The 25,033-nt window shown below is 58.0% G+C and carries 27 protein-coding genes and 1 riboswitch; of the genes, 10 read left to right on the forward strand and 17 right to left on the reverse strand.

All coding sequences use genetic code 11. The features are described from left to right. The first annotated feature begins 27 nt into the window (after positions 1-27). Entirely contained in the window at positions 28-933 is a 906-nt protein-coding gene (locus tag C5F52_RS23070; RefSeq protein WP_104800755.1) for a LysR family transcriptional regulator, read from the forward strand. Next, entirely contained in the window at positions 930-2,369 is a 1,440-nt protein-coding gene (locus C5F52_RS23075; protein WP_104800696.1) for an 8-oxoguanine deaminase, read from the forward strand. Before C5F52_RS23070 ends, C5F52_RS23075 begins: the two co-directional genes overlap by 4 nt. Here the strand turns inward: C5F52_RS23075 and C5F52_RS23080 are convergent. From C5F52_RS23080 to C5F52_RS23100, 5 genes are all read right to left on the reverse strand, one after another. Next, entirely contained in the window at positions 2,353-2,847 is a 495-nt protein-coding gene (locus tag C5F52_RS23080) for a hypothetical protein (RefSeq protein WP_104800697.1), read from the reverse strand. The genes C5F52_RS23075 and C5F52_RS23080 overlap by 17 nt on opposite strands. A 33-nt stretch (positions 2,848-2,880) precedes the next feature. After that, positions 2,881-3,894, reverse strand: a complete 1,014-nt coding sequence (locus tag C5F52_RS23085; protein ID WP_104800698.1) for an AraC family transcriptional regulator — start codon at positions 3,892-3,894, stop codon at positions 2,881-2,883. Between the two features lie 44 nt (positions 3,895-3,938). Beyond that, positions 3,939-4,778: an oxidoreductase gene (locus C5F52_RS23090; protein ID WP_104800699.1), complete on the reverse strand. Its 840-nt coding sequence runs from the start codon at positions 4,776-4,778 to the stop codon at positions 3,939-3,941. A gap of 110 nt (positions 4,779-4,888) precedes the next feature. Next, on the reverse strand, positions 4,889-5,176 hold the full coding sequence (locus C5F52_RS23095) for an addiction module antidote protein (RefSeq protein ID WP_104800700.1): 288 nt from the start codon (positions 5,174-5,176) through the stop codon (positions 4,889-4,891). Next, a complete protein-coding gene (locus C5F52_RS23100) occupies positions 5,169-5,483 on the reverse strand; it encodes a type II toxin-antitoxin system RelE/ParE family toxin (protein WP_104800701.1) in 315 nt (104 codons plus the stop codon). The genes C5F52_RS23095 and C5F52_RS23100 overlap by 8 nt, the downstream gene beginning before the upstream one ends. A 136-nt stretch (positions 5,484-5,619) precedes the next feature. Here C5F52_RS23100 and C5F52_RS23105 point away from each other — a divergent pair, with 136 nt between their 5' ends. The 4 genes from C5F52_RS23105 to C5F52_RS23120 are packed head-to-tail and all read left to right on the forward strand — an operon-like array spanning position 5,620 to position 7,349. Continuing rightward, entirely contained in the window at positions 5,620-5,970 is a 351-nt protein-coding gene (locus C5F52_RS23105) for a CidA/LrgA family protein (RefSeq protein ID WP_104800702.1), read from the forward strand. Then, complete coding sequence (locus tag C5F52_RS23110; RefSeq protein ID WP_104800703.1) at positions 5,963-6,703, forward strand: LrgB family protein; 741 nt, start codon at positions 5,963-5,965, stop codon at positions 6,701-6,703. Before C5F52_RS23105 ends, C5F52_RS23110 begins: the two co-directional genes overlap by 8 nt. Positions 6,704-6,758: 55 nt before the next feature. After that, positions 6,759-7,028 carry a type II toxin-antitoxin system Phd/YefM family antitoxin gene (locus tag C5F52_RS23115; RefSeq protein WP_104800704.1) on the forward strand — a complete coding sequence of 90 codons (270 nt, stop codon included), beginning with the start codon at positions 6,759-6,761 and terminating at the stop codon, positions 7,026-7,028. Between the two features lie 6 nt (positions 7,029-7,034). After that, positions 7,035-7,349, forward strand: coding sequence for a CcdB family protein (locus C5F52_RS23120; RefSeq protein WP_104800705.1), 315 nt, complete (start codon positions 7,035-7,037; stop codon positions 7,347-7,349). A 27-nt stretch (positions 7,350-7,376) separates the two neighbouring features. On the opposite strand, the gene C5F52_RS23125 is transcribed toward C5F52_RS23120, so the two are convergent. Then, the gene (locus C5F52_RS23125; RefSeq protein ID WP_104800706.1) at positions 7,377-8,543 is read right to left on the reverse strand and encodes a mandelate racemase/muconate lactonizing enzyme family protein; all 1,167 of its coding nucleotides are present in this window, start codon (positions 8,541-8,543) and stop codon (positions 7,377-7,379) included. Positions 8,544-8,659: 116 nt separating this feature from the next. Between C5F52_RS23125 and C5F52_RS23130 the strand changes: the two genes are divergently transcribed. After that, complete coding sequence (locus C5F52_RS23130) at positions 8,660-9,568, forward strand: LysR family transcriptional regulator (RefSeq protein ID WP_236657984.1); 909 nt, start codon at positions 8,660-8,662, stop codon at positions 9,566-9,568. Between the two features lie 17 nt (positions 9,569-9,585). Here the strand turns inward: C5F52_RS23130 and modC are convergent, their stop codons facing one another. From modC to C5F52_RS23150, 4 genes are read right to left on the reverse strand one after another with little or no spacing between them, the layout of a single operon-like run. After that, positions 9,586-10,674 (reverse strand): molybdenum ABC transporter ATP-binding protein, encoded by a 1,089-nt coding sequence (modC, locus tag C5F52_RS23135; protein WP_104800707.1) that lies wholly within the window; start codon positions 10,672-10,674, stop codon positions 9,586-9,588. Then, positions 10,671-11,363 carry a molybdate ABC transporter permease subunit gene (gene modB, locus C5F52_RS23140; protein ID WP_104800708.1) on the reverse strand — a complete coding sequence of 231 codons (693 nt, stop codon included), beginning with the start codon at positions 11,361-11,363 and terminating at the stop codon, positions 10,671-10,673. The genes modC and modB overlap by 4 nt, the downstream gene beginning before the upstream one ends. Before the next feature lie 39 nt (positions 11,364-11,402). Next, the gene (gene modA / locus C5F52_RS23145; protein WP_104800709.1) at positions 11,403-12,170 is read right to left on the reverse strand and encodes a molybdate ABC transporter substrate-binding protein; all 768 of its coding nucleotides are present in this window, start codon (positions 12,168-12,170) and stop codon (positions 11,403-11,405) included. Between the two features lie 9 nt (positions 12,171-12,179). After that, positions 12,180-13,397, reverse strand: a complete 1,218-nt coding sequence (locus C5F52_RS23150) for a urate hydroxylase PuuD (RefSeq protein ID WP_104800710.1) — start codon at positions 13,395-13,397, stop codon at positions 12,180-12,182. A gap of 218 nt (positions 13,398-13,615) precedes the next feature. Here C5F52_RS23150 and C5F52_RS23155 point away from each other — a divergent pair, with 218 nt between their 5' ends. Continuing rightward, positions 13,616-14,434: a PPK2 family polyphosphate kinase gene (locus tag C5F52_RS23155; RefSeq protein WP_104800711.1), complete on the forward strand. Its 819-nt coding sequence runs from the start codon at positions 13,616-13,618 to the stop codon at positions 14,432-14,434. Here the strand turns inward: C5F52_RS23155 and C5F52_RS23160 are convergent. The 3 genes from C5F52_RS23160 to C5F52_RS23170 all read right to left on the reverse strand — a co-directional run bounded on the left by C5F52_RS23160 (position 14,411) and on the right by C5F52_RS23170 (position 18,113). Continuing rightward, the gene (locus tag C5F52_RS23160; protein ID WP_104800712.1) at positions 14,411-15,646 is read right to left on the reverse strand and encodes a D-amino acid dehydrogenase; all 1,236 of its coding nucleotides are present in this window, start codon (positions 15,644-15,646) and stop codon (positions 14,411-14,413) included. The genes C5F52_RS23155 and C5F52_RS23160 overlap by 24 nt on opposite strands. 172 nt (positions 15,647-15,818) lie before the next feature. After that, a riboswitch (glycine riboswitch) is annotated at positions 15,819-15,919 on the reverse strand. Between the two features lie 30 nt (positions 15,920-15,949). Then, entirely contained in the window at positions 15,950-17,125 is a 1,176-nt protein-coding gene (locus tag C5F52_RS23165) for a M20 aminoacylase family protein (RefSeq protein WP_104800713.1), read from the reverse strand. A gap of 1 nt (position 17,126) precedes the next feature. After that, complete coding sequence (locus C5F52_RS23170) at positions 17,127-18,113, reverse strand: tripartite tricarboxylate transporter substrate binding protein (protein ID WP_104800714.1); 987 nt, start codon at positions 18,111-18,113, stop codon at positions 17,127-17,129. Between the two features lie 111 nt (positions 18,114-18,224). On the opposite strand from C5F52_RS23170, the gene C5F52_RS23175 reads away from it, so the two are divergent. Next, entirely contained in the window at positions 18,225-19,106 is an 882-nt protein-coding gene (locus C5F52_RS23175; protein ID WP_104800715.1) for a LysR family transcriptional regulator, read from the forward strand. A 15-nt stretch (positions 19,107-19,121) separates the two neighbouring features. Here C5F52_RS23175 and xdhC read toward each other — a convergent pair whose 3' ends face one another. From xdhC to uraH, 4 genes are all read right to left on the reverse strand, one after another. Then, positions 19,122-19,922 (reverse strand): xanthine dehydrogenase accessory protein XdhC, encoded by an 801-nt coding sequence (xdhC, locus tag C5F52_RS23180; RefSeq protein WP_104800716.1) that lies wholly within the window; start codon positions 19,920-19,922, stop codon positions 19,122-19,124. A 45-nt stretch (positions 19,923-19,967) separates the two neighbouring features. Next, positions 19,968-22,325: a xanthine dehydrogenase molybdopterin binding subunit gene (gene xdhB, locus C5F52_RS23185; protein WP_104800717.1), complete on the reverse strand. Its 2,358-nt coding sequence runs from the start codon at positions 22,323-22,325 to the stop codon at positions 19,968-19,970. Continuing rightward, positions 22,326-23,798, reverse strand: a complete 1,473-nt coding sequence (xdhA, locus tag C5F52_RS23190; RefSeq protein WP_104800718.1) for a xanthine dehydrogenase small subunit — start codon at positions 23,796-23,798, stop codon at positions 22,326-22,328. 93 nt (positions 23,799-23,891) lie between these two features. Further along, positions 23,892-24,245 carry a hydroxyisourate hydrolase gene (gene uraH, locus C5F52_RS23195; protein ID WP_104800719.1) on the reverse strand — a complete coding sequence of 118 codons (354 nt, stop codon included), beginning with the start codon at positions 24,243-24,245 and terminating at the stop codon, positions 23,892-23,894. Positions 24,246-24,353: 108 nt separating this feature from the next. Between uraH and C5F52_RS23200 the strand changes: the two genes are divergently transcribed. Further along, the gene (locus C5F52_RS23200) at positions 24,354-25,022 is read left to right on the forward strand and encodes a GntR family transcriptional regulator (RefSeq protein ID WP_104800720.1); all 669 of its coding nucleotides are present in this window, start codon (positions 24,354-24,356) and stop codon (positions 25,020-25,022) included. The last annotated feature ends 11 nt before the right edge of the window (positions 25,023-25,033 follow it).

Genomic DNA, 25,033 nt, shown 5'->3' on the forward strand with positions numbered 1-25,033 from the left:
GAACCCACTGTTGAATATGATTTAACAATGACCACACCCAGCTCTGCCCCCTCCGAAATGGCGTTTTTCAGCCTGCTGGTGCGCACCGGCAGTTTGTCGGCCGCGGCACGCGAACTCAACGTCACCACACCCGCTGTCAGCAAACGGCTGTCGCAAATGGAGGCGCGTTTGGGTGTGCAACTCATGCACCGCACCACGCGACGCATGGGCCTGACGCCCGAGGGTGAGTTGTATTTGGCCCACGCCCGCCGCATCTTGGCTGACATTGACGACATGGAACGCCAAGTCAGCAGCGCCCTCGCAGCGCCCAAAGGTTTGCTGCGCGTCAACGCCACGCTGGGGTTTGGGCGCAGCCACATCGCGCCCTTGATCTCGCAATTTGCCAAGCGCTACCCCGAGGTGGAGGTTCAGTTGCAACTCACCGTCAATCCGCCACCGTTGAGCGAAGACGCGTTTGATGTGTGCATCCGCTTTGGCGAACCGCCCGACGCACGCGTGATGGCCAAGCGCATCGCATCGAACCGGCGTTTGATGTGTGCCTCGCCCGCTTATTTGGCCAAGCACGGCACACCCAAGGTGCCTACTGATTTGGCGCAACACAGCTGCATTGGCATTCGCCAAGGCGATGAGGCTTATGGCATTTGGCACTTTGTGAATGGCAAAAAAACAGAAACCGTCAAAGTGCGCGGCACGCTGAGCACCAACGACGGTGAAATTGCTGTCAGCTGGGCCTTGGCGGGCCACGGCGTGCTGATGCGCGCCGAATGGGACATTGCCAAATACCTGCGCAGCGGACGCTTGCAGCAAGTGCTTGAAAACTACCCCACACCCGCGGCCGACATCTATGCGGTCTACCCACCGCGTCATCAAACGGCGGCGCGCGTGCAAGCTTTTGTGGGCTTTGTTTCTGAGGCGTTAAAGTCTTCACCATGACCACCTTGCTCATCCACCGCGCCCGCTGCATCGCTACGCAAGACGATGCCAACACCGAACTCAATAACGCCTCGCTGCTGTTACGCGATGGCAAGATTGAACGCATCATTCCCGCCGGAGAAAACATCGATGAGCTTCTAACGCAAGTCGACGAAGTGATTGACGCCCGCCGCCATGTGGTGGTGCCTGGCTTGATCAACACGCACCACCACATGGTGCAAAGCCTCACGCGTGCTGTGCCGCAGGTGCAAAACGCCGAGCTGTTCAGCTGGCTCAAAGGGCTGTACCCCATTTGGGCGGGACTCACGCCCGAGATGGTGTTGGTGTCGAACCAAGTGGCCATGGCCGAGCTGCTGCTCAGCGGCTGCACCACCAGCAGCGACCACTTGTACATCTACCCCAACGGCGTGCGACTGGACGACAGCATTGAAGCCGCGCACACCATTGGCATGCGCTTCACGGCCACACGCGGCAGCATGAGCGTGGGCGAAAGCCAAGGCGGCCTGCCGCCCGACCGTGTGGTGGAAAAAGAAGCCTTCATCCTCAAAGAAACCCAACGCCTGATTGAGACCTATCACGATGCCAGCTATGGCGCGATGACGCATGTGGCCGTGGCCCCCTGCTCGCCCTTTAGCGTGAGCCAAGACCTCATGCGCGAATCCGCCAAACTGGCCCGCGCGCACAAGGTGCGCCTGCACACGCACTTGGCCGAGAACGACCACGACATTGCGTACTCACGAGAAAAATTCAACTGCACGCCCGCGCAATACGCCGAAGACTTAGGCTGGGTGGGCCACGATGTGTGGCACGCCCACTGCGTGAAGCTGGACGACGAAGGCACGTATTTGTTTGCACGCACGCGCACGGGCATTGCCCACTGCCCGTGCAGCAATATGCGATTGGCCAGCGGCATCTTGCCCCTGCGCAAAATGCTTGACGCCGGTGTGCCTATTGGTTTGGGCGTAGACGGCAGCGCCAGCAACGACGGAGCCCATCTGTTGAACGAAGCCCGCCAAGCCATGCTGCTGGCACGCGTGGGCCGAGCGCTGGATGCACCGCGCGTTGACAACGGACGCACGGTTTTTGGCTGCGATCTTGGCCCCGCCGAAATGACACCCCGCGACGCCCTACGCCTAGCCACACGCGGTGGCGCAGAAGTGCTGGGCCGCGCCCACGAGCTGGGGCAAATCAAAGAGGGCTATTGCGCCGACATTGCGATGTTCCGCACCGACACACTCAGCATGGCCGGCGGCGCCGTGCACGACCCCGTGGGTGCGCTGCTCCTATGCGCCAGCGACAACGCGGACTACACCATCGTGAATGGCCGCGTGGTGGTGCGCAAGGGAGAGATTGCAACGGTGGATATGGGGCCGTTGATTGAGAGGCATAACCAGCTGGCGATGCAGTTGGCGTTGGGGGCTAGTTCAGCGGGTTGAATGCTGTCAACGCATTCAAATACGCTTCGCCCCTTGCCTCGGCAAAAAGATCTAGCGCAAGTGTGAATGCAGCTTGCACTAGCAAGCCCAGACCTATACCCACCGCTGCATCCGATTTAGATACGAACGTAATCAGCGCCAGGGCGAATACGAGCAACACGATCTCAATTGTTTTGTAGATTTTGAAATTCGTCATGACGGTTTGCATGCGGTCAATCTCCTCTACTTGAAATTGCACGGGTTCATTTTTTTGCAACACGCTCAAGCTCTGCACTTGGGCGTCAGTGCGAGCGTAAATGGTGAATCCCACCACCATTTGCATCAAGGCCACCACCACCAACGGCAAGGCCATGAGGCGAAAGCGATGATCAGTCATCCACAGCCAAACCGCGACGCCAATCGCCAGTAAACCCACGGCCAAAAAAAGAATGCTTTCTTGTTTTTCACCGACAAAATAAACCAACAGTTCTTTCGTCATTTCAATCTCGCCTAGGTTTGTGGATCGGTCTATTCAATGGAGTTGGGTGTTCACGCAACTTTTTCGGTAGGCCGCTGGCGTAATACCAGTCCAACCTCTGAACGCTCGGATGAACGAGTTGCTTTCCTGAAATCCAAGTAGCCACGAAATCTCTCCGGCTGAAATATCGGTGCGGCTCAGGTAATGACGCGCCAGTTCATGCCGCACCTCGCTGAGCAACTCTTGATACCCCACCGATTCGTCGACCAGTTGCCGCTGCAAAGAACGTTTGCTCAACGCCAAGCGCTGGGCCACAGCGTCGATGCTGCTGATACCAGCGGGCAACGTCTCCAGCAACACCGCCCTGACCCGCTCGCGCATGCTCGCTTGGGCACCCAACTCAGAGAGCCGACTGTTGAGGGCGGGTTCAAACGCAGCCCACATGGCCATGTTGTCGGTCAAAAATGGCCGGCGTCCATCGTGCGCCGAAAACGTCATTTGGATCTGTTCAGAAGCGCCCAAAGCACAGCCCAGATAGGCTTGGTAGGGCGCGAGATTCAAGGGTAAATCTGGCACCGAGGCCGCCAAGGGTTCTATGCGCGCTCGCGTGCCCAGCCGTGCCAGTTGAGTGAAAAAAACAAGCTCCGACACACCCAAGCTACGAGGAATCGGCTCGTCGCTACCGTAGCAGCTGAGGGTGATTTGTGTGCAATCCGCGCGGATGTCGACCACCATGTGCAAGGGGCAAATCAGGCGTTTGTAGTGCGCTAGCCGCTGCAGCGCAGTGTTCAGGTCTGGGCTGCACAGACAGGCGAACATGGCGGGGTCAAAGGCTTCCACCGACATGGCCTGCGCGAGCTTCAGGGCCAGCTCGTCATTGCCTGCGGCCTGCTCCAGTCCACGCCACAAGTCAAAGTACTGCGCGGGCGACAAGCTCGCTCCCCCCGTGCGTGCAAACAGGTCACCCGGCAGCCGAGCCAGTCTCAGCACATCGTCGGGGGCGTAGCCCATGTCCACGATGAGCAGTTTCCAACTCATCTGCACGGCAAAGCGTGTGGCCTGTTTCACGGTGTGGTGCTTTCTGGGATGTCGGGGAGTTTCGGAGGGTCGAACTACTTGGCTTGGCTCATGATGGCCATGTCAAAGATGCGGTCCCCGAAATACTTGCGGATGAACATCAAAGGCTTGGCCATTTTGCCGATGACATAACGGGTTTTGGGTCGGCGCGAACGCACAGCCTGCAGTATGGCATCAGCCACCACCGAAGGCGGCGAGGCAGCGCCCTCTTTGGCATACGTACTGCGCATGGCCTTGGCCATGCCCTGCGCCATGACGTGGTAAGGGCCATGGCCCGAACGTGCGAGCATGGGTTCTAGCATCACGCCCCCCCATTCGGTGGCAATGACACCGGGCTCGATGATCACCACCTGGATGCCGAAAGGCGCTAATTCAAGGCGCAAGCAATCGCTCCAGCCTTCCACCGCATGCTTGGTGGCGTGATACCACGAGCCCAGCGGGGTGTACATCTTGCCGCCCATGGACGAGATGTTGATGACCTTGCCCGCCTGCTGGCGGCGCATGTGGGGGAGTGCCAATTGCGTGAGCCGCGCCATGCCAAACAGGTTGACTTCAAACTGGTAGCGGGCATCGGCGAGGGTTGAATCTTCCATCGCGCCGTACATGCCAAAGCCAGCGTTGTTGACCAGCACGTCGATACCGTCATGGCTTGCTTCGATGGTGTTCACGGCAGCAACGATGTCGGCATCCACCGAAATATCCATTTGCAGCGGTATCGCGCCCAAGGCCCGCAGGTCTTCCATTTGGGCCAAGCGACGGGCCGCGACATAAACCACCAGCCCCTCTTGCAGCAACCGTTTGGCCGTTTCTTTGCCCATGCCGGACGATGCGCCGGTGATGAGGGCAATCTGTGGTTTGGGGAATGTGGATGCCATGAAATACTCCGTTCGTGAATGTGCTGCGAATGGAGTTATGGTCGCGCAGGGCGTGACGCCTGTCGCCATCGGATCGTGCCAACGTCAATGCGAAAGGCGACAGCTAAAAATCAAAGACCGCGCGGGTCAGCTCGCATCTGGATTCCCAGTGCTGTTAGTACCTTCAAGACTGTCTCAAATCGCGGCTTAGCACCTGCTGCAAAAACCTTGTACAGGCTTTCACGCCCCAAGCCCGTGTCACGCGCGATCTGCGCCATGCCTCTGGCTTTGGCCACGTCGCCAATCGCGGAGAGCAACAAGTCGGTATCACCACTTGCCAAGGCTTGATTCAAATACTCCGCGATCATTTCCTCGCTGTCGAGGTAGCTGGCTGCGTCAAATTCTGTTGTCTTACCCATGCGTTTGCTCCTTGGCCAATTGTTGGGCGCGAGCGATATCGCGCTGCTGTGTTGACTTGTCGCCGCCTGCGAGCAACAAAATAATCTGATCCCCGCGCTTGCAAAAATACACGCGGTAGCCCGGCCCCATGTGCCAGCGTAGTTCTGATACGCCGCCGCCCACAGACTTCACATCACCCAAATGCCCCGCTTGCACTTGCTTGAGTCGCAACACAATGGCTGCTTTGGCCTGCAAGTCCTTGAGGCTTTTAAGCCAACGACTGAATGCGGATGTTTGCTCTAGGTGATAGCGCTTTATTGTATCCATTTAGATACTTTCATATTTAATAGTGAAAAGCTTGGCAACGGGGTTCATTTTTAAAACTCATGTCTCAGAGCAGTTAAACGAAAAGTCAAAACTGTTTGCACTCGCCACCACACGCGCACAAACCTAAACTGGCCCCATGATCCAAGGCCTAGTCCAACTCTTCATCTTCCAAGCCCTAGGCGAACTGGTCTCTAAATTCGCCCTGCCCTTCATCCCCGGCCCCGTGTTGGGCTTGGTGTTGTTGTTGGCGTATCTCAGCGTGCGCGGCCATGTGCCTGCGGCGATTGATTTGGTGGGCAGCAGCGTTCTACAGCACTTGGGGTTGTTGTTCATCCCCGCGTCGGTGGGCGTGGTGCTTTACTTGCCCGTGTTGCAGGCCAACGCGTGGGCCATCAGCGCGGCGCTGGTGGTGAGCGTGCTGGCTACGGTGGCTGTGACGGCGGGCTTGCTCAAGGTGTTGGCCAAGAAGGAGCCGACTGATGAGTAACGAGTTTCAAACGCAGTTGCCACCCATCTCTGACATTTGGGTGTACCTCTCGGGTAGCCCGCTGCTGGCTTTGGTGCTGACGCTGAGCGCGTATTTGTTGGGCCTCACGCTGTACGAGCGCAGCCAGCGCAACCCACTGGCCAACCCTGTGTTGATTGCGGTGGTGGTGGTCACGCTCAGCATCCGCGTGCTCGACATGCCATATGCCAAGTATTTCGAAGGCGCGCAGTTTGTGCACTTCTTGCTGGGCACGGCCACGGTGTCGCTGGCCATTCCAATCTACAAAGGTTTTGCGTCGCTCAAGGGACGCATGGGCGTGTTGCTACTATCGCTGATAGCGGGTGGCATCACGTCAGTGTTCACCGCCGTGGGTATGGCGCGTTGGTTGGGCGTGGACGAATCGTTGGTGCGCGGCTTGGTGGCCAAGTCGGTCACCGCGCCGATTGCGATGGGCATTGCCGAACGCGTGCAGGCCTCGCCCACCTTGACCGCCATCTTTGCGGTGAGCACCGGCATCTTGGGAGCCATCCTAGGCCGCTACGTGCTTGATGTGTTGCGCGTCACCCAATGGTGGCAACGCGGCTTTGCCCTCGGTGTGGCCGCACACGGCATAGGCACCTCTCGTGCGTTCAGTGTGAACGCCGAGGCTGGGGCTTATGCCAGCCTCGGCATGGGTCTTCATGGCATCGTGGGGGCAGTGGTAATTCCGCAGGCGGTGGCTTGGTGGTTTTAAGGCTTGCAGCCAAGCCGAAGCTTTAGCTAAAATGGCTAAACACTAGGAGCACGCCATGCAAATCACAGCCACAGAAGCCAAAAACCGTTTTGGCAGCATTTGCGCCCTCGCCAAGCGCGAGCCCGTGTTTGTTGAAAAAGCGGGCCAAATTGACACCGTCATCCTGTCGGCTGACCAATACCGCGCCTTGCAGGCCAACCAAAACAACAGCAGCTTGGCCGCTCGCAAAAAGCAATTTGAAGACGAGTTTGGCGAATGGATCGCAGCCCAAAACACTTGGGTCGAAAAGCAAGGCATTCCTGGCTCAGATTTGCGCCCCTGGTAAATCGCCATGGCTCAATTTGACGTTTACGCCAATCCCAGCGAAAGCGCGACACACGGCATTCCTTATGTAGTGGTGGTTCAAAGCGACTTGCTAGATGCCCTAGTCACGCGCATGACCATTCCACTCGCCACGATTGAGTTTGCCGCGAAAGCACCTGACAAGCTCTGCCCTCTCGTGACAGTGAACGGCCAGCGCCTGCGCGCACTGGCCCACTACACAGCCCCTTTACCCACCCGCAATTTGCGCAAATTAGTGGGCAATTTATCAGCGCAATCGAGTGCGCTGATTGGAGCCGTGGATGTGGTGTTCTCTGGCGTTTAGCAGTCAGAGGCTTAGGTGTCGCCAAACTTAGCGCGACAAATCTTGCATCACCTTGAACAAGTCCGACTTGCCTTCAAAGCCAATGCCCGGCAGGTCTGGCATGGTGATGAAGCTGTTCTCGACCTTCACGCCATCAGGGAAGCCGCCGAAGGGTTGGAACAAATCTGGGTAGCTTTCGTTGCCGCCTAAGCCCAAACCCGCTGCAATGTTCAGCGACATTTGGTGACCCCCGTGCGGGATGCAGCGACTGGCTGACCAGCCATGTTCTTTGAGCATGTCCAAGGTGCGCAGGTACTCCACCAAGCCGTAGCTCAAGGCGCAATCAAACTGCAACCAATCGCGATCAGGGCGCATGCCGCCGTAGCGAATGAGGTTGCGCGCGTCTTGCATGGAGAACAGGTTTTCACCGGTGGCCATCGGGTTCTTGTAGTAGCTGCGCAGCGTTTGTTGCAGCTCGTAGTCGAGTGGGTCGCCCGCCTCTTCGTACCAAAACAAATCGTATTGAGACAGTGCTTTGGCGTAGGCCACGGCGGTGTCACGGTCAAAGCGACCGTTGGCATCCACACACAATTTTTGGCCGTCTTGCAGCACGCTCAACACCGAGTCGATGCGGCGCAAATCTTCGTCCAAAGAAGCGCCACCAATTTTTTGTTTCACCACCGAGTAGCCACGGTCGATGTAGCTGCGCATTTCGTCTTTGAGTTTTTCGTGGTCTTGACCCGGGTAGTAATAGCCACCTGCCGCATACACAAACACTTGGCGATTGGGCTGGCCGTTGCCATAGCGATCTGCCAGCAATTGAAACAGCGGTTTGCCTTCAACTTTGGCCACCGCGTCCCACACCGCCATGTCGATGGTGCCCATGGCGACCGAGCGCTCGCCGTGTCCACCTGGTTTTTCGTTGGTGAACATCGTGGCCCAAATCTTGTGTGGGTCAAGGTTGTTGCCCGTGTCGTCTAGCAAGCTCTCAGGCTTGGCTTCGAGCACGCGAGGGATGAATCGCTCGCGCATCAGCATGCCTTGCCCGTAGCGACCGTTCGAGTTAAAGCCATAGCCCACCACGGGTTTGCCATCGCGCATCACGTCGGTGATGACGGCGACAAGGCTCAAGGTCATTTTGCTAAAGTCGATGTAGGCATTGCGGATCGGCGAGCTGATCGGCAGGGTAATTTCTCTGATTTCTACGATTTTCATTTTCAATTCCTCAGTGACTCAACGTGGACAAGATCGATAGGGCGCATGCTAAGCAGCGCTTTTGATTTGCGCCAATGCTGTTTTTTTCACATCCCATGCTTTGAAAGCATCGCCTCATGACAACCCTGAATCTCTCTTGGCTGGAAGACTTTTTGGCACTCGCTGCCAGCGGTCATTTCTCGCGTGCAGCCGATGAGCGACACATGACCCAGCCCGCATTCAGCCGCCGCATACGGGCTTTGGAAACGTGGCTGGGGGCTGAGCTCTTTGACCGTAGCAACCAACCCGCGACGTTGACAGACACGGGTCAATGGTTCAACGGCATCGCCACCGATATGCTGGCCAAGGCAGCCAAGATCCCAGGCGAAGCGCGTGCATTCAACGAAGCCAATGCCAACACACTGCGCATCGCCTCCACCCATGCACTGTCGTTCACCTTCATGCCCTATTGGTTGCGCGGCCTCGAATCGCAAATGGCCATCGGCCAAGTGCAATTGATTTCGGATGTACTGCAGCGCTGCGAAACCATGTTGCTTGAAAGCCAAGTGCAGTTTCTGCTGACCCATACCCATGCAGAAGCCATCAACGCGCTCGACACCCAAGGCTATCCCTCCATCGTGGTGGGCGAGGACTTGCTCGTGCCCGTCTCTGCGCCTAAAAAAGATGGCACGCCGCTGCATGCGTTGAACAAACGCGCCACCAAAAACCCAGCCAAATTACTGAGCTACAGCGCCGAGTCAGGCATTGGGCGCATCGTGGCGCAAACACAAGCTGCGAACGCATCACCTTGGCCCACAGAAACCGTGTTCACCGCGCACTTAGCCTCCGTTTTAAGAACCATGGCGCTGGATGGACGCGGCATGGCTTGGCTGCCCCAATCCTTGATTCACGAAGACTTGGCACGCGGTGTGTTGGTCGAAGCGGCACCCGACATGGCGGGCATCAAGATGGCCATCAAGCTCTACCGCGACAAGACCGCACTCAGCAAAGCGGGTGAAGACTTTTGGTCTGCCAATTTGCGTTAACTATGGCTTGGCAAGTTTTACTTCACCAACGCAACCGACTTCACCTGCGCCCACGCAGGCATGCCCACCTGCAAGCCCAGCTCATGCGCGCCACGCGCCGTGATGCGTGCCAGCAGCACGGTGTCGCCACAGCGCAAACGCAGCAGCGTTTGTGACGGATGTGCCTCTGGCGTGATGGCGTCCACCACGCAGGGCACGTGGTTTTGAATGCTGGTGTGTGTGGCTTCGTGCAAGGTCACACTCACATCGCGGGCCAGCACGCGCAGGCGCACGGTTTGGCCAAGCTCTAAGCCACTGTCGCGCACCCACAGCGCGCCACCGGCAAAGCCGACCTGAGCCAAGTGCCATTGCGTGTCGATGGCCAGCACGATGCCGGTCAGCAACGCGCCTGCATCCTCGCCCACCACCACAGGCAGCTCGGCTTGGGTCAGCACTTCGGCCACGGGTCCGTTGGCTTGCACGCGGCCTGCGTTCATGACCAGCAGTGTGTCGGCCAAGCGGGCCACTTCGTCTACCGCATGGGTGACGTAGAGCATGGGGATGTTCAAGTCGTCGCGCAGTTTTTCTAACCACGGCAGCACTTCTTGTCGGCGCGCGTGGTCGAGCGCGGCCAACGGTTCGTCTAGCAACAACAAGCGCGGCTGCGTGACCAGGGCGCGGGCAATGGCCACGCGTTGGCGCTCGCCCCCAGACAGCTCGTGGCTGCGGCGCTTGAGCAAATGGCCAATGCCCAGCAGCTCAATGGTTTGTTGCTGCACGGCTTGGCTCATCGCATTGCGGCTGTTTTTTTCGGCACGTTGGTGGCCGTAGGCCAAGTTGCCTGCCACATCCAAATGGTCAAACAACGACGCCTCTTGAAACACATAACCCAAGGCACGTTGGTGCGTGGGCAGGCGCACATGGTTTGCATCGTCTTGCCACACCTCGTGGCCCAGTTGCACAACGCCACGCGCTGAAGGTTCTAGCCCAGCCACGCATCGCAGCAAGGTGGTTTTGCCACAGCCCGAGGGGCCAAAGATGACGGTGATGCCGTGTGCGGGCAACTGCACATCGACCGACACATCAAAGTCGGCACGCGCGATATCGAGCTGCAAGTGGATGTTCATGCGCCCACCTTTTTACGTTGATCAGCGCGACGGTTAAACCACGACAGGCCCAACAACACCACAAACGAAAAGACCAACATCACACCGGCCAAGCCATGCGCTTGGCTGTATTCCATCGCTTCGACATGGCCGTAAATTTGGGTGGACACCACACGCGTTTTGTCGGGGATGTTGCCACCAATCATCAGCACCACACCAAACTCGCCCACGGTGTGCGCAAAGCTCAGCATGGCGGCCATCACAAAACCGGGCTTGGCCAAAGGCACGGCCACAGTGAAAAAGGCATCCCACTTGCTGGCTCGCAAAGTGGCAGCCACTTCCATCGGGCGCGGACCCATGGCTTCAAACGCGTTGACCAGTGGCTGCACAGCGAACGGCAGCGAATACACAACGGAGCCCAACACCAAGCCCCAAAAACTAAACGCCAATGTGCCCCAGCCCGCCCATTGCGTGAACTGGCCAATCGGGCCGTTGGGCCCAAGCGCCACCAACAAATAAAAACCCAGCACCGTGGGCGGCAACACCAAGGGCAGCGCGACGAGCGACGCCACAGGCGCACGCCAAGCAGAGCGCGTGTGCGCCAGCCACCAAGCCACCGGCGTGGCGAGCAACAGCAGCAGCACGGTGGTGACGCTGGCGAGCTGCAGCGTCAGCGCAATGGCTTGGAAATCTTCGGCGCTTAAATTCATGCCCACACTTTACAGGGCATGGCGACCGCCCTCGACCTCTCAATGGTCAAGCGCATAGCCATAAGTTCGAATGATGGTTTTGGCAGTGTCGCCTTGCAGGTATTTCAACAGTGCGTGTGCGGCTGCGTTGTCTTTGCCCGCATTGAGCAACACGGCGTCTTGCTTGAGCGATGTGTGCATGCTTTGCGGCACGACCCATGCCGAGCCTTGGGTGATGCGACCGTCAACTGAGATTTGCGACAAGGCGACAAACCCGAGTTGTGCGTTTTCGGTGCTGACGAATTGATAGGTTTGCCCGATGCTGTCGCCTTGCACGAGCTTAGGCATGACATTGGCTTGCACACCCAGCGTCTTGATCACTTCCATCGCCGCCACCCCATAAGGGGCGAGCTTGGGATAGGCCATGGCAATCTTGTGTATGCCGAGTTTTTCAAAGCTTTGGCTGCGCAGCACCTCGCCCCTCTCGTCTACCAAATGGGGCTGCTTGCTCCACAACGCCAAGCGGCCCGTGGCATAAGTGAAGCGTGTGCCCGCGGCAGCGAGGCCTTCTTTTTCTAAGCGTGCGGGGGTTTCGTCATCTGCCGCCAACAGCACCGCGAATGGCGCTCCGTTTTTGATTTGCGCGTAGAACTTACCCGTCGCACCAAAGGCCAGCTGGGCTTTGTGCCCCGTGTCTTGCTCAAACGCCTTGGCGATTTTTTGCATGGGGGCGGTGAAGTTGGCGGCGACCGCCACCGTCACTTCACCGGCTTGAGCAGCCACACAAAAAAGAGTGCTGGCGAAAGCCAGCATCAAACGAAATTTCATAGGCGCTGATTATCTCAGCGCGGCTCCTGCTTCGTACCAACGCTTGATCACAGCCCGCTCGTCTTCGGTGATGCCCGTGGCGTTGTTCATCGGCATTTGCTTGGTGACCACCGCTTGTTGGTAAATACCCAAGGCGTGTTGCTTGACGCCGTCAGCCGTGTCAAAGCGCACATTCTTCATTTGCACTTGTTCACCGTGGCACATGTAACAGCGCTGCGCAAACACTTGGCTCACTTCGGCGTAGGTCACTGGGGCTGCATTCACAGCGGCGGTAGCAGAGGTAGAAGGTGCAGGCCGCATCCACACAATCACGCTGAGCAAAATCACCACGCCAGCAATGGCAAACGGCAGCGGGTTCTTGGCGCGGCCCAAGTGGTAGCCGTGGCGTTGCACAAAGAACTGTCGAATCAGCGCGCCCGACAACATCATCATCACCAAGATGACCCAGTTGTTTTCGTAGGTGTAGAGAAAGCTGTAGTGGTTGCTCAGCATCGCAAAGATAACGGGCAGCGTGAAGTAAGTGTTGTGCACGCTGCGCTGCTTGCCGCGCTTGCCGTGCGTGGCCAGCTCTTTGGGGTCCATCGCCACGCCGGATGTCATGGCGGCCACCACTTTGCGTTGGCCTGGAATGATCCAGAAGAACACATTGGCGCTCATGGATGTGGCGATCATCGCGCCCACCAACAAAAACGCAGCGCGTCCTGCAAACAATTGGCACGACAGCCAAGCCGCAAATGCCACCACCACAATCATGGTGAGGGCCACAATGCGTTCGCCGTTTTCACGGAAGCCAAACACGCGGCACACCGCGTCGTAAATGAACCAAAACGCAACCAAGAAACTCAGTGCCGCCGTGATGGCCGCCGCAGGCGACCAGTCCATCAACGACTTGTCAATCAAGAACGTGCCCGCGTTCCACAGGTACAGCACGGTGAACAAGCCAAAGCCTGTGAGCCACGTGGAATAGCTTTCCCAGTAAAACCAATGCAGCTTGGTGTGGATCTTCTTAGGCGCCACCATGTACTTTTGCGGGTTGTAAAAACCGCCGCCGTGCACCGCCCACATGGCACCGTCCACGCCTTTTTCCAGCAGGTCGGGTGAGTTGGGTTTGATGAGGTTGTTGTCTAAGAAGACAAAGTAAAACGATGAGCCAATCCATGCAATGGCGGTGATGACGTGCACCCAACGCAACAGCAAGTTGGCCCAGTCTAAGAAATATGCGTCCATGTCGAGACCTCAGTCACTTGATTCAAAGTTTGTCATTCACCACTGCGGGCACTGTGAAGACACGAGGGTCGCGAACTAGGGCTTGGTCTAAGCTCTGCTCCGCTGCGACAGGTGATTCGAAGTGTATACAGTTTTTGTCGCCAAGAAAAGCCGTGCATGATGGGGGAAAACCCAAGTCTGCGCACAACGCTGACCCTCAACGACTTTTGAAGACCTGAATGTCAAGCAATAAACACACCCACTTGCACGTGAAGTACCACGCCGCCCTCGACCTGAACCACATCAGCACCGAACCCGCTCCCCACGACATGGCACAGGCGTCCGAGTGGGCACACGCCTTGAAAAAACAAGGTGAGCACTTGGATGCGCTGCAAGGCCTGCTGCATGCGGGCAAAAACAAGGCCGTGCTGCTGGTGCTGCAAGGCATGGACACCTCAGGCAAAGACGGCGTGATTCGCAGCGTGTTCACGCACGTCAGTCCTTTGGGCGTGCGCGCCGAAGCGTTTGGCGCGCCCAGTGAAGAAGAGAAACGGCATGATTTCTTGTGGCGCATCCACCAAAAAGTTCCTGCCTTGGGAGAAATTGCCATCTTCAACCGCAGCCATTACGAGGATGTGTTGGTCACACGGGTGCGTGGTTGGATCGACAAAGAGACGTGGACGCAACGCTTTCAACACATTCGCAACTTCGAAGCCATGCTCCACGACGCGGGTGTGACCGTGCTCAAGTGTTATTTGCATATCTCCAAAAGCGAGCAAAAAAAACGCCTGCAAGCCCGCATGGACGATCCGAGCAAGCAATGGAAATTGCAAGCCTCGGACTTCGAAGACCGCAAGCTCTGGGCCGATTACATGGCGGCCTACCAAGACGCCATGTCCGCGACCAGCACGCCCCTCGCGCCTTGGTACGTCATCCCAGCCGACCACAAGCCATACCGCGATTTGGTCTTGGCCGAGTTGCTGGTGCAAACGTTAGAAGGCATGGCACTGGCCACGCCTGAACCTCAGTTTGATTTATCGACGGTCAAGCTTCGCTGACTCGGCCACGACATTGCCCAGCATGTCGGCCGTGACTGCCGACAGCGTCCAACCCAAGTGGCCATGGCCGGTGTTGTAAAACACGTTGGCAGCTTTACCTCGACCCACGCGCGGCATCATGTTGGGCATCATGGGGCGCAAACCCGCCCATGGCACCACCGAGCGGGTGTTGATGTTGGGGAAGCATTGCTCCACCCACGCGATCAAAGGACGAATGCGGTCGGCGCGAATGTCGCGGTCAATGCCGTTGAACTCCGCGGTGCCCGCCACACGGAAACGATTCAAGCCCAAACGGCTGGTGACCAACTTGGTTTCATCATCCAACAAACTCACATTGGGTGCGCCAGCTTGGCTCTTTTCATCGTTCAAATTGACGGTGATGGAATAGCCTTTGACGGGGTAAATGTTCACGCGATCGCCGAGTTGGGCTGCGAAGTCGCGGCTGGCCACGCCTGCGCAAATCACCACGCCATCAAAGGTATGCACACTGGGGGCGGCGGCTTGCTGCGTCACGGTGACCACGGCTTGCTGGCCACTGGTCTGCACCGATGTCACCTCTTGGCCGTACAAGGTGCGCACACCCAAACGCTCTGCAGCAGCAGCGAGGCCATGGGTGAATTTGTGAATGTCGCCCGTCGAGTCGCTTTCGGTGAAGTAGCCGCCGTAATACGTGCCTGCCAAGGTCGGTTCAATCGCTTTCATTTCTTCGGGCGAAACAGCACGACGTGGCAAACCGCCTTTGGCCAGCATTTCAGAGACCTTGCCCGCGTGGTCAAACCCCTTTTTGTCGCGGTAAATGTGCAAGATGCCTTCGCGCTTGAGGTCAAAGTCGATGCCCTCTTCTTGCGCCCAAGCAAACAAATGCGCGCGGGCGGCCACGGCCATGCGCGCCGTCTCGACGGTGTTGCGTTCGTAATGGGGCATGGCGGCGATGAACTCGGCAAACCAAGACAGTTTGTGCCAAGTCGGTGCGGGGTTGACCAACAGCGGTGCATCGCTCTTGAGCATCCACTTCAAGCCTTTGAGGATGGTGGACCAATGCGTCCACACCTCAGCGTTGGAGGCCGAGAGCTGGCCACCGTTGGCGAACGAGGTTTCCATCGCGGCGTAGCGATGACGTTCGAACAAGGTCACGGCAAAGCCGCGTTTGGCCAAGGCGTAGGCGGTGGTCACGCCGGTGATGCCGCCGCCAATGACTGCGATTGTTTTCATGAGAAATGAGCTTTCAAAAACGTCGAGGGGTGAAGCGCCAAGCACACAAGCCGCATGCCTAGAGCGCCCCCTCTGTTTCTGGACCTGAGAGATTCACGAACCGCAGGGTGCGGATCGCTTGCTCCTTCGGTGCACTGGCAGACGAATGCGCCAGCAGCTCTTCAGAGATAAATGCGTGTGACCGGTCCCTTTGCCTGAGAGTTTCCGGGGCGGTTGCTCCTTCGGCGCTGCCCAGCACGCGTTGGCGTTGGCAGTCTCTCCCGATCACACGTCGACACGAGGTCGAGTGAATGTCAGATCATTCTAATGAGCGAAAAACTTTTCCGCGAGTGCCACCCAATACGCGGCCCCCGTGGCGATGTTGTCGTCATTGAAGTCGTAGCCGGGGTTGTGCACCATGCACGCGCCCGCGGAGTCGCCGTCACCATTGCCAATGAGCAAGTAGCTGCCGGGTATTTTTTCGAGCATGAAGGCAAAGTCTTCGCTGCCTGTGAGCGCTGGGCCGTGAAGGGTGACGCGCTCAGCGCCCACCAAGTCAAGCGCCACTTGACGCGCAAAGTCGGTCTCAGCCACCGAGTTCACCAGCACGCAGTAGCCGGGTCGCCAATCGATCTCAGCCCTGACACCGAAGCTCTCAGCCTGTGCAGCCACCAAGGCTTTGATGCGCTGCTCTAACAAGCGACGCACCTCGGGGTCCAGCGAACGCACACTGAGCTCCAGGGTCGCCAGCGCCGGAATGACGTTGTTGGCTTGGCCCGCATGCAACGCACCCACCGTGACCACTGCGGTGTGCAGAGGGTCGACGTTGCGCGACACCACCGTTTGCAGCGCCATCACGATAGAAGCCGCAGCCACCAAAGGATCAGCGGCACGGTGCGGCATGGCGCCATGCCCACCTGTGCCGTGAATGCGCAAGGTGACGTAATCGCTGGACGCCATGGCCGCACCATCGCGAAACACAAAGTGCCCCACGGGCGTGCCAGGCATGTTGTGCATGGCAAACACCGCATCGCACGGGTGCTGCTCAAACAAGCCATCGGCCATCATGCGCACGGCGCCACCGCCGCCTTCTTCAGCGGGCTGGAAAATCAAATTCAAAGTGCCATCCCACGTCTGGTCTTGCGCGATGGTTTTAGCCGCCGCCAACAACATGGCGGTGTGACCGTCGTGACCGCAGGCGTGCATCAGGCCCGGTTTGACGCTGGTCCATTCAGCGCCTGTGGCCTCTTGAATTGGCAAGGCATCCATGTCGGCGCGCAGCCCTAGGCGGCGTGCGCTGGTGCCGCGCTTCAAAGTGCCCACCACACCGGTGCCGCCCAAGCCGCGGTGCACGGCATAGCCCCAACTTTCTAACTTGGCGGCGACCAAATCAGAGGTGCGGTGCTCTTCAAACGCCAACTCGGGGTGGCGATGAATGTCGCGGCGCAGTTGAATGAACTCGCCCACCCGGTCTGTCAAGGCATCACGTAAATACGTCATGTCACTGCGGCTGCAAGTTGATCGACTTGGCAATGGCGCGGAACTGCGCCGTGCCATCGACATACGCTTTGCCCACCGCTTGCAGCGACAAAGGCTTGGCCACCAGTTGGCTGTTCGCCTCTAAGCCCGCACGCACGGCGGGGTCGGTCAACGAATCGGTGATGGCTTTGTGAATGGCTTGCACCACGGGTTCAGGTGTTTCTTTTTTCACAAAGTAGCCCGTCCAAATGGTGAAGGTGAAGTTCTTCAAGGACTTGCTTTCTGTGATGGCGGGGTAGTCTTTCACCGACTCCAAACGCTCGCTGTTGAGCATGGCCAACACTTTGAGCTTGCCTTGCTTTTGCAACTCGTCATACGCCTTGCCAAATGGGGCCAAGAAAATATCCACCTGACCGCCCAGCAAATCTTGGTTGGCGGGTGCCGCGCCTTTGTAGGGCACGTGGGTCATTTCAATGTCGGTCACTTTGGACAAGTGCTCGCCCAACAGGTGATAGAACGAGCCGGGGCCCACGCTGGCGTAGGTGATGGGGCGGCCTGCTTTGGCTTCTTTGCGGGCGTAGTCTAAAAACTCATCCACGTTGTGAACGGGTAAATCTTTGCGCGCCAAAAAGCCGATTTGCGCGGTGGCGATCATTTGCACCAAACGGAAATCTTCGCTCTTGAACTTGACGGCCGAGATGGCCAATGGGGCCAAGATCAACTCATTGGGGGAGCCTTGAAAAATGATCTGACCATCCGCTGGGGCATTCAGCACTTTTTGCGCGGCAATCGAACCACTGGCACCGCCTAGGTTTTCAATGATCACGGGTTGTCCAAAGTTTTTGGACAAGGTGTTGTTCACGGTGCGGGCAATCACATCTGACAAACCACCTGCGGGGTACGGCACCATCAAGGTGACAGGTTTGTTGGGATAGCTCTGCGCGCACACCGCGCCCGCCAAGAACAAACCGCTCAGCAAAGCGGCCCAGCGGTTGAATTGTGTTGACATGTCTCGACTCCAAAGTGGTTGTTATGGCTGCATCGTAAAAAGCCGTTTCTATAATGTCCAATGCATTCTTATGCAAATTAGCATGACTTTTATGCATAGATTGGAACAGCCATGACCTTGGTTCAACTCAAGCATTTGATCGAACTCGCCACCAACGGCTCGTTCAGCCAGTCGGCCAACAAGCTGCATCTCACCCAGCCCGCCTTGAGCCGCAGCATCAAAGCGCTGGAAGATGAATTGGGGCAGCCGTTGTTCGATCGTGTGGGTCGTAAAAATGAACTGACTGCGTTTGGCGCGCACATCGTGCAACGCGCCCGCGTCTTGGTGGACGAGGCCAATGAGTTACGCCAAACCAGCTTGCAATTGCAAAAGGGTGAGATCGGTCAATTTCGAGTGGGTATGGGCTCTGGCCCCGGTGCCATGCTGATGACGCCCTTGCTCATGCTGATGGCCACGGAGTACCCACAAGCGCACATCGAGATTTCGCGTGGCAGCACGACGCTGCTGGTGCAAGCCCTGCGCGAACGCACGCTCGACGCCTTGGTGTTGGACATTCGTTCCCTCAAGCCAGCGACCGATTTGAAGATCGAAGCCCTGCAAGAAATGAAAGGCGCGTTTATGTGTCGCCATGGCCACCCGCTGGCCAAGAAACGCAAGGTGGCCTTTGCACAACTGCGTGACTATGCGATTGCCTCCACCCCCTTGAGCGACGAAGTGGCACGACTGCTGATCGAACAATTTGGCACACAAGCGCATCCCGACACCTTGGTGAATTTGCGCTGCGAAGAAATATCGAGCTTGCTGGATGTGGCGCGCACCAGCGACGCCATCGTGCTGGCCATTCGTGCGTCAGCCCCTGACTTGGTGGAAATCGACCTCTCGCCAGCCCTGAATGCCAACGCAAGATTTGGCCTGATCACCATGGCATCGCGCACCGAGCCGCCCCTGCTGGGCAAAGTGCGTGCGCTGATGCAAGAGGTGATGAAGGACTGATACCGAGACTGATGCTCAGCGCTGCTGCAGCAACTGTGCCGCCACCGACACGGCAATGACTTCGGGCTCTTTGCCGGTGATGCCGCTCACACCAATCGGGCAAGTGATGAAAGCCAATTCTTCGGCGGTAAAGCCTTTGGCTTCGAGGCGGTGTTGAAACGTGGCCCACTTGGTTTTGCTGCCAATAAGGCCGACAAATTTCAAATCGCCTTGCAGACGTTGGCGTTTCAAGCATGCAGCGACCACATCCAAATCTTCGGCGTGGCTAAAGCTCATGATGAGCACGCTTGCACCGCTGGGCAAATCGGCCACAGCCGCATGCACGGGGTCGGAGTGCTCGCACACCACATTGGGCGGCAGCTGCGCGGGGAAGATTTCGTCGCGGCTGTCCACCCACTGCACGTTGTAGGGCAAGGTGCTGATCACGTTCACCAAAGCACGGCCCACATGACCACCACCAAACAGTGCCAGCGGTTGGCCGTTGGCCAGCAAGCGCTGCTTGAGTGCGGGTGCGGCGGCAGCGCTGATGCGTTCAAACTTCAAATGCACCACGCCACCGCAGCATTGCCCCAAGGCTGGGCCTAGGGCGTAGCGCGTAGTGAGTGCGTTGTCTTCGCGCATCAACAAAGCACGCGCCTCTGTGATGGCTTGAAACTCCAAGTGCCCGCCACCGATGGTGTTGACCAAAGTCTGCGGGAACACCGCCATCCAAGCGCCCACTTCGCGTGGGCCAGAGCCCTGCACGTTGTCGACCGACACCAACACGCCGTCGGCATGTTGGAGTTGGTTCAGCAGCTCAGCGGTGTGGCGTGGCACGAAGGGTTTAGCGATGCAGGCAATGACAGCTGAAAGGAACAGCTGTTAAACCGCTGCCGCTTTCGCTGCTTCACACGCCATCAAAATGCGCTCAGGCGTGGCCGGCGCATCCATGTACACCACGGCTTTGTGGTCGGCGCTGGCGGCCACCGCATCGCGCAAGGCGAAGAAGGCGGACAAGCCCAACATCAAAGGTGGCTCGCCGGTGGCCTTGCTGTTGAACGGTGTGGGCTTGTTGTTTTGGTTTTCAAACAAAGACACCTTGAAGTGTTCAGGAATGTCGCCCGCCACGGGGATTTTGTAGGTGCTGGGGCCATGCGTGAGCAGCTTGCCCTTCTTGTCCCAAATGCACTCTTCCATGGTGAGCCAGCCCATGCCTTGCACGTAAGCGCCTTCGATCTGGCCTTTGTCCAATGCGGGGTTGATGCTGCGGCCCACGTCGTGCACGATGTCCACGGCCTTGAGCCACCACTCGCCCGTGCGGGTGTCGATTTCCACTTCGCTCACAGCAGCGCCGTAGCAGTAGTAATAGAAGGCACGGCCGTTCAGTGTGGTGAAGTCGTATTTGATTTCGGGCGTCATGTAGAAGCCGGTGACGCTCAAGCCCACGCGGTCGAGCCACGCTTGCTTGGTCACGTCGGCCCACTTCACAGCTTTGCCGCCACCGTGAACTTCGTTGTTCGCGAACGTCACATCACCTTCAGCGCAACCCAGCATGCGGGCGGCCACGGGCTTCAAGCGCTCGCGCATCTGCGCGGTGGCGTTCATGATGGCAGCGCCGTTGATGTCGGCACCGCTCGAAGCGGAGGTGGCTGAAGCGTTCGGCACTTTTTGCGAGTCGGTTGCGGTGATGCGCACATGGTCCACGCTGATGCCCAAACCATCGGCACAAACTTGCGCCATCTTGGTGTTGAGGCCTTGGCCCATTTCTGTGCCGCCGTGGTTACAGCTCACCGAGCCGTCCATGTAGACCACCAGCAACGCACCGCCTTGGTTCAAGTGCGTGGCGGTAAAGCTGATACCGAACTTCAAAGGCACGAGCGACAAACCGCGCTTGCGCGTTTTGCTCTTGGCGTTGAAGGCTTGCACCGCAGCGCGGCGCTCGGCGTAGTTGGATTCCTGCTCGACCTGGTCGATCACCTTGTCACCCACCCAGTCTTCGATGAGCTGGTTGTATTGGGTGGTCATGGTGTCGGGCGTGCCGCTGATGGCGGGGTCTTTGTAGAGGTTGAGCTTGCGCACTTCCAGAGGGTCTTTGCCCAAAGTCATCGCAATTTCATCCATCACCGTCTCGATGCCGAACATGCCTTGTGGGCCGCCGAAACCCCGAAAAGCGGTGGCGCTTTGGGTGTTGGTTTTGCAGCGGTGGCTGACCAGCTTGAGCGCGGGCAAGTGGTAAGTGTTGTCGATGTGCAGGCAAGCGCGGTCGTTCACAGGGCCGGAGTAGTCGGTGCTGTAACCGCAGCGCGACATGAGCGTGATGTCGGCACCTAACACTCGGCCTGTGTCGTCAAAGCCCACTTCGTAGTCGATGCGGAAATCGTGGCGCTTGCCGGTGATGGTCATGTCGTCATCACGGTTCACGCGCAGCTTGACGGGCTTGTTGAGTTTGAACGCAGCCAAGGCGGCGCTTTGGCTGAAGATGCTGGCGTTGCCTTCTTTGCCACCAAAGCCACCACCCATGCGGCGGCAAATCACTTCGACGTCGTTGGTGTGCAGGTTCAGGGCGTGCGCGGCTTCGCGCTGGTTGCCGTCGGGGTGCTGGGTCGACACATACAGCGTGAGCTGGCCGTCTTCCTTAGGCACCGCATAGGTGATTTGGCATTCCAGATAAAACTGTTCTTGCTGACCTGTGCGAGTGGTGCCTTTGATTGTGTGGGGTGCATTCGCAATGGCCGCTGCTGCATCACCGCGCGTGATGCCCTTAGGCGGCATGATGAAGCTGCCTGCTTCCATCGCCTCTTCCACCGTCAAGATGGGCTTGAGCTCTTTCACCAGCACCTTGGCTTTGTGCGCGGCTTCGCGGGCATAGAGCATGTCGCGCGCCACGACCACGGCCACCGCCTGACCGATGAACTCGACCTTGCCTGCAGCCAGGAACGGGTCGTCGTGCACGATGGGGCCGCAGTTGTTCTCACCGGGAATGTCTTTGGCGGTGTAGACCGCGACCACGCCGTGTTCCTTGAGGATGGCTGCGCGGTCAATGCCGTCACCAATCAACTCACCGTGCGCCACGGGCGACAAGATGAGCGCGGCATACAAAGTGCCTGCGTGCTCAGGGATGTCGTCGATGTAAGTGGCAGAGCCGGTCACGTGCAAATGCGCGGACTCATGAACAACGTCGGTGCCTTGCTGAACGCCTGAAACAGGCAGCAGGTTTTTGAGTGCGGTAGGAGCGTTCATTCAAGCCACCTCTTTCTGTTCTTCGATGAATTCCAAAGCCAAGTTGCGAGCTACCAATGCGCGGTAAGCCCATGTGGCACGCAGGCCGTCGCGAGCGGTGAAGCTAGAAGCAATCACGGCATCCAAATCAGCGGCTTTCACGTCTGCCGGCGATTTGCCTTCAAGCACAGCTTCGAGCTTTGGCGCACGCGCTGGGAATGGACTCAGGCCGTTGTAGGCCAGTTTCACGCCAGACAGCTTGCCGCCTTTGAGGGTGTAGCTGATGGCCGCGCAAGTGGCCGAAATGTCTTGCTCAAAACGCTTGCTCACCTTGTGAGCGCGGAACACTTGGCCCGCCACTGGCTTGGGCAACTCAACCGCTTCGATGAACTCACCGGCTTCGAGCACGTTTTTCTTCATGCCGGTGTAGAAGTTGTCCAGCAACACGTTGCGGGTCTTCTCGCCACGGCGCAACACCAAGTCAGCACCCAGCGCCAGCAAGCAAGGCATGGAGTCACCGATGGGCGAGCCGTTGGCAATGTTGCCTGCCAAGGTGGCGGTGGAGCGGATGGGGGGCGAGCCAAAGCGGCGCAGCACTTCGGCAAAGTCGGGGTAAGCCTTGGCGATCAGCGCTTCCACCTGGGTCAGCGACACGGCTGCGCCGATGCGCCAAGCCTTGTCGGTCTCTTTGACCTGACGCAGCTCAGCCACGTTGCCCAGGTACATGATGTGGTCGGGGCGCGCGAACTGCTTGTTCACTTGCAAACCGATTTCGGTGCTGCCTGCCAGCAAAGTGGTGGTGGGGTGTTTGACTAAATAATCGGCCACTTCAGCCAAGGTGGCGGGCGACACAAACTCATTGCCCTTGCGGGTGCGCACCACAGGCTGCACGATGATGTCGCCTTCCAGGCTCATGGTCGGTGTGCTGGCACGCTTGATTTCTTTGAGCAGCGGCAAGTCGGCGCTGTCGTCCACTTTCAAAGCAGATTTCTTTTCACAGGCTTTGGCTGTCGCGTCGATGATGGGCGCGTAGCCTGTGCAACGGCACAAGTTGCCGCTCAGGGCGTCGGTGATCTCTTGGCGCACGGGTGAGGTGTTGGTTTGCACCAAGTTCACCAAGCTCATCACGATGCCCGGGGTGCAAAAACCGCACTGCGAGCCATGGCACTTCACCATTTCGTCTTGCACGGGGTGCAGCGTGCCGTCGGCCTTCTTCAAGCTCTCCACCGTCTTGATGGATTTGCCATCGAGCGAAGGCAGCAACTGGATACACGCGTTGGTGGCCACATAGTCCACGCCCGTGCCAGCGGCATTGAGTTCACCCACCATCACCACGCAGGCACCACAGTCGCCCTCGGCGCAACCTTCTTTGGTGCCGGTGCGGTGGAGCTGCTCGCGCAGGTAATCAAGAACGGTGGTGGTGCGACGAGCGCCTTGGGCTTCAACGATCTGGCCGTCGAGCACAAAGCGCACGGTGTTGGTGACTTGGGTCATGGTGTGGGGTGTGGAAATCTGGGGGGAAGGCCTAGATTTTAGTGACATGCACCCCAAATTCGCAGCACGTATGCTGCTTGGTATACAAAAAAATTAAGACCCGCGGTACGTCGAGTAACTCCAAGGACTTACCAGCAACGGAACGTGATAGTGCTGATCTGTATGCGCCACGCCAAAGTCAAGGCTGACTTGGTCTAGAAAGTTGGGTTCGGGCAATTCGACTTTTTTCGAAGCAAAGTAGCCTTTCACGTCAAACACCAAGCGGTAGGTGCCCTTTTTCAAGCTGTCGTTGTCGTACAGCAAGCCATCGGGGTTGCGGCCATCGTGGTTGAGGGTGAACGACTTCACCAGCGTGGCTTGCCCGTTGTCTGTGGTGAACAACGAAACCTTCATGCCCGCAGCGGGGCCACCGTGCATGGTGTCCAAAACGTGTGTGCTCAATCCCATGAAACGCTCCAAAAAATGATGGTGACCAACTTGGTCGACAGAAAGTGTATACAGTTTTGGTATTTGCGGCTATCATTTCCAGAAATTGACATCGCACGGAGACTCTAAATGGACAGCTCAACCGCCACCCGAACCATTGTGGACGCGATGACCAAAGCGATCGTCGAGCATCGCCTGCATCCCGGCACCAAGCTGGCTGAACAAAAGCTGGCTGATCATTTCAGCGTCTCGCGCACGCTGATTCGACAGGCTTTGTTTCAATTGGCGCAAAAACGCCTCATCCGCATGGAACCTGCGCGCGGCGCCTTTGTGGCAACCCCCTCCTCCGACGAAGCGCGTCAAGTGTTTGCCGTGCGTCGCATGATCGAAGTCGAGATGACCCGCAGTTTCGTGCGCCAGGTGACGCCTGCACAAATCAAAGCCCTCAAAGAACACGTTGCACAAGAAAAAGCAGCCGTGGACAGCGGTGATGTGCCCAGCCGTACCGATTTGCTGGGCGACTTCCATGTGCGCATGGCCGAGTTGATGGACAACCAAGTGCTGGCGCAAATTTTGAGCGAATTGATTTCGCGCTGCGCCCTCATCACCCTGATGTACCAAACCACCAACGCAGCCGAACACTCGGCTGACGAACATGCCGAAATCTTGAAAGCCATCGCCGCCAAAGACGAAGACTTGGCCGTCAAGCTGATGGACGAGCACTTGCGCAACGTGGAAGAAGGCTTGGCCCTCGACCGCAAAGTGCCCAGCAATGACATCGCCATGGCGCTGGCCTAAGCGCTTGCGCT

The sequence above is a fragment of the Limnohabitans sp. TS-CS-82 genome, from assembly GCF_002943475.1.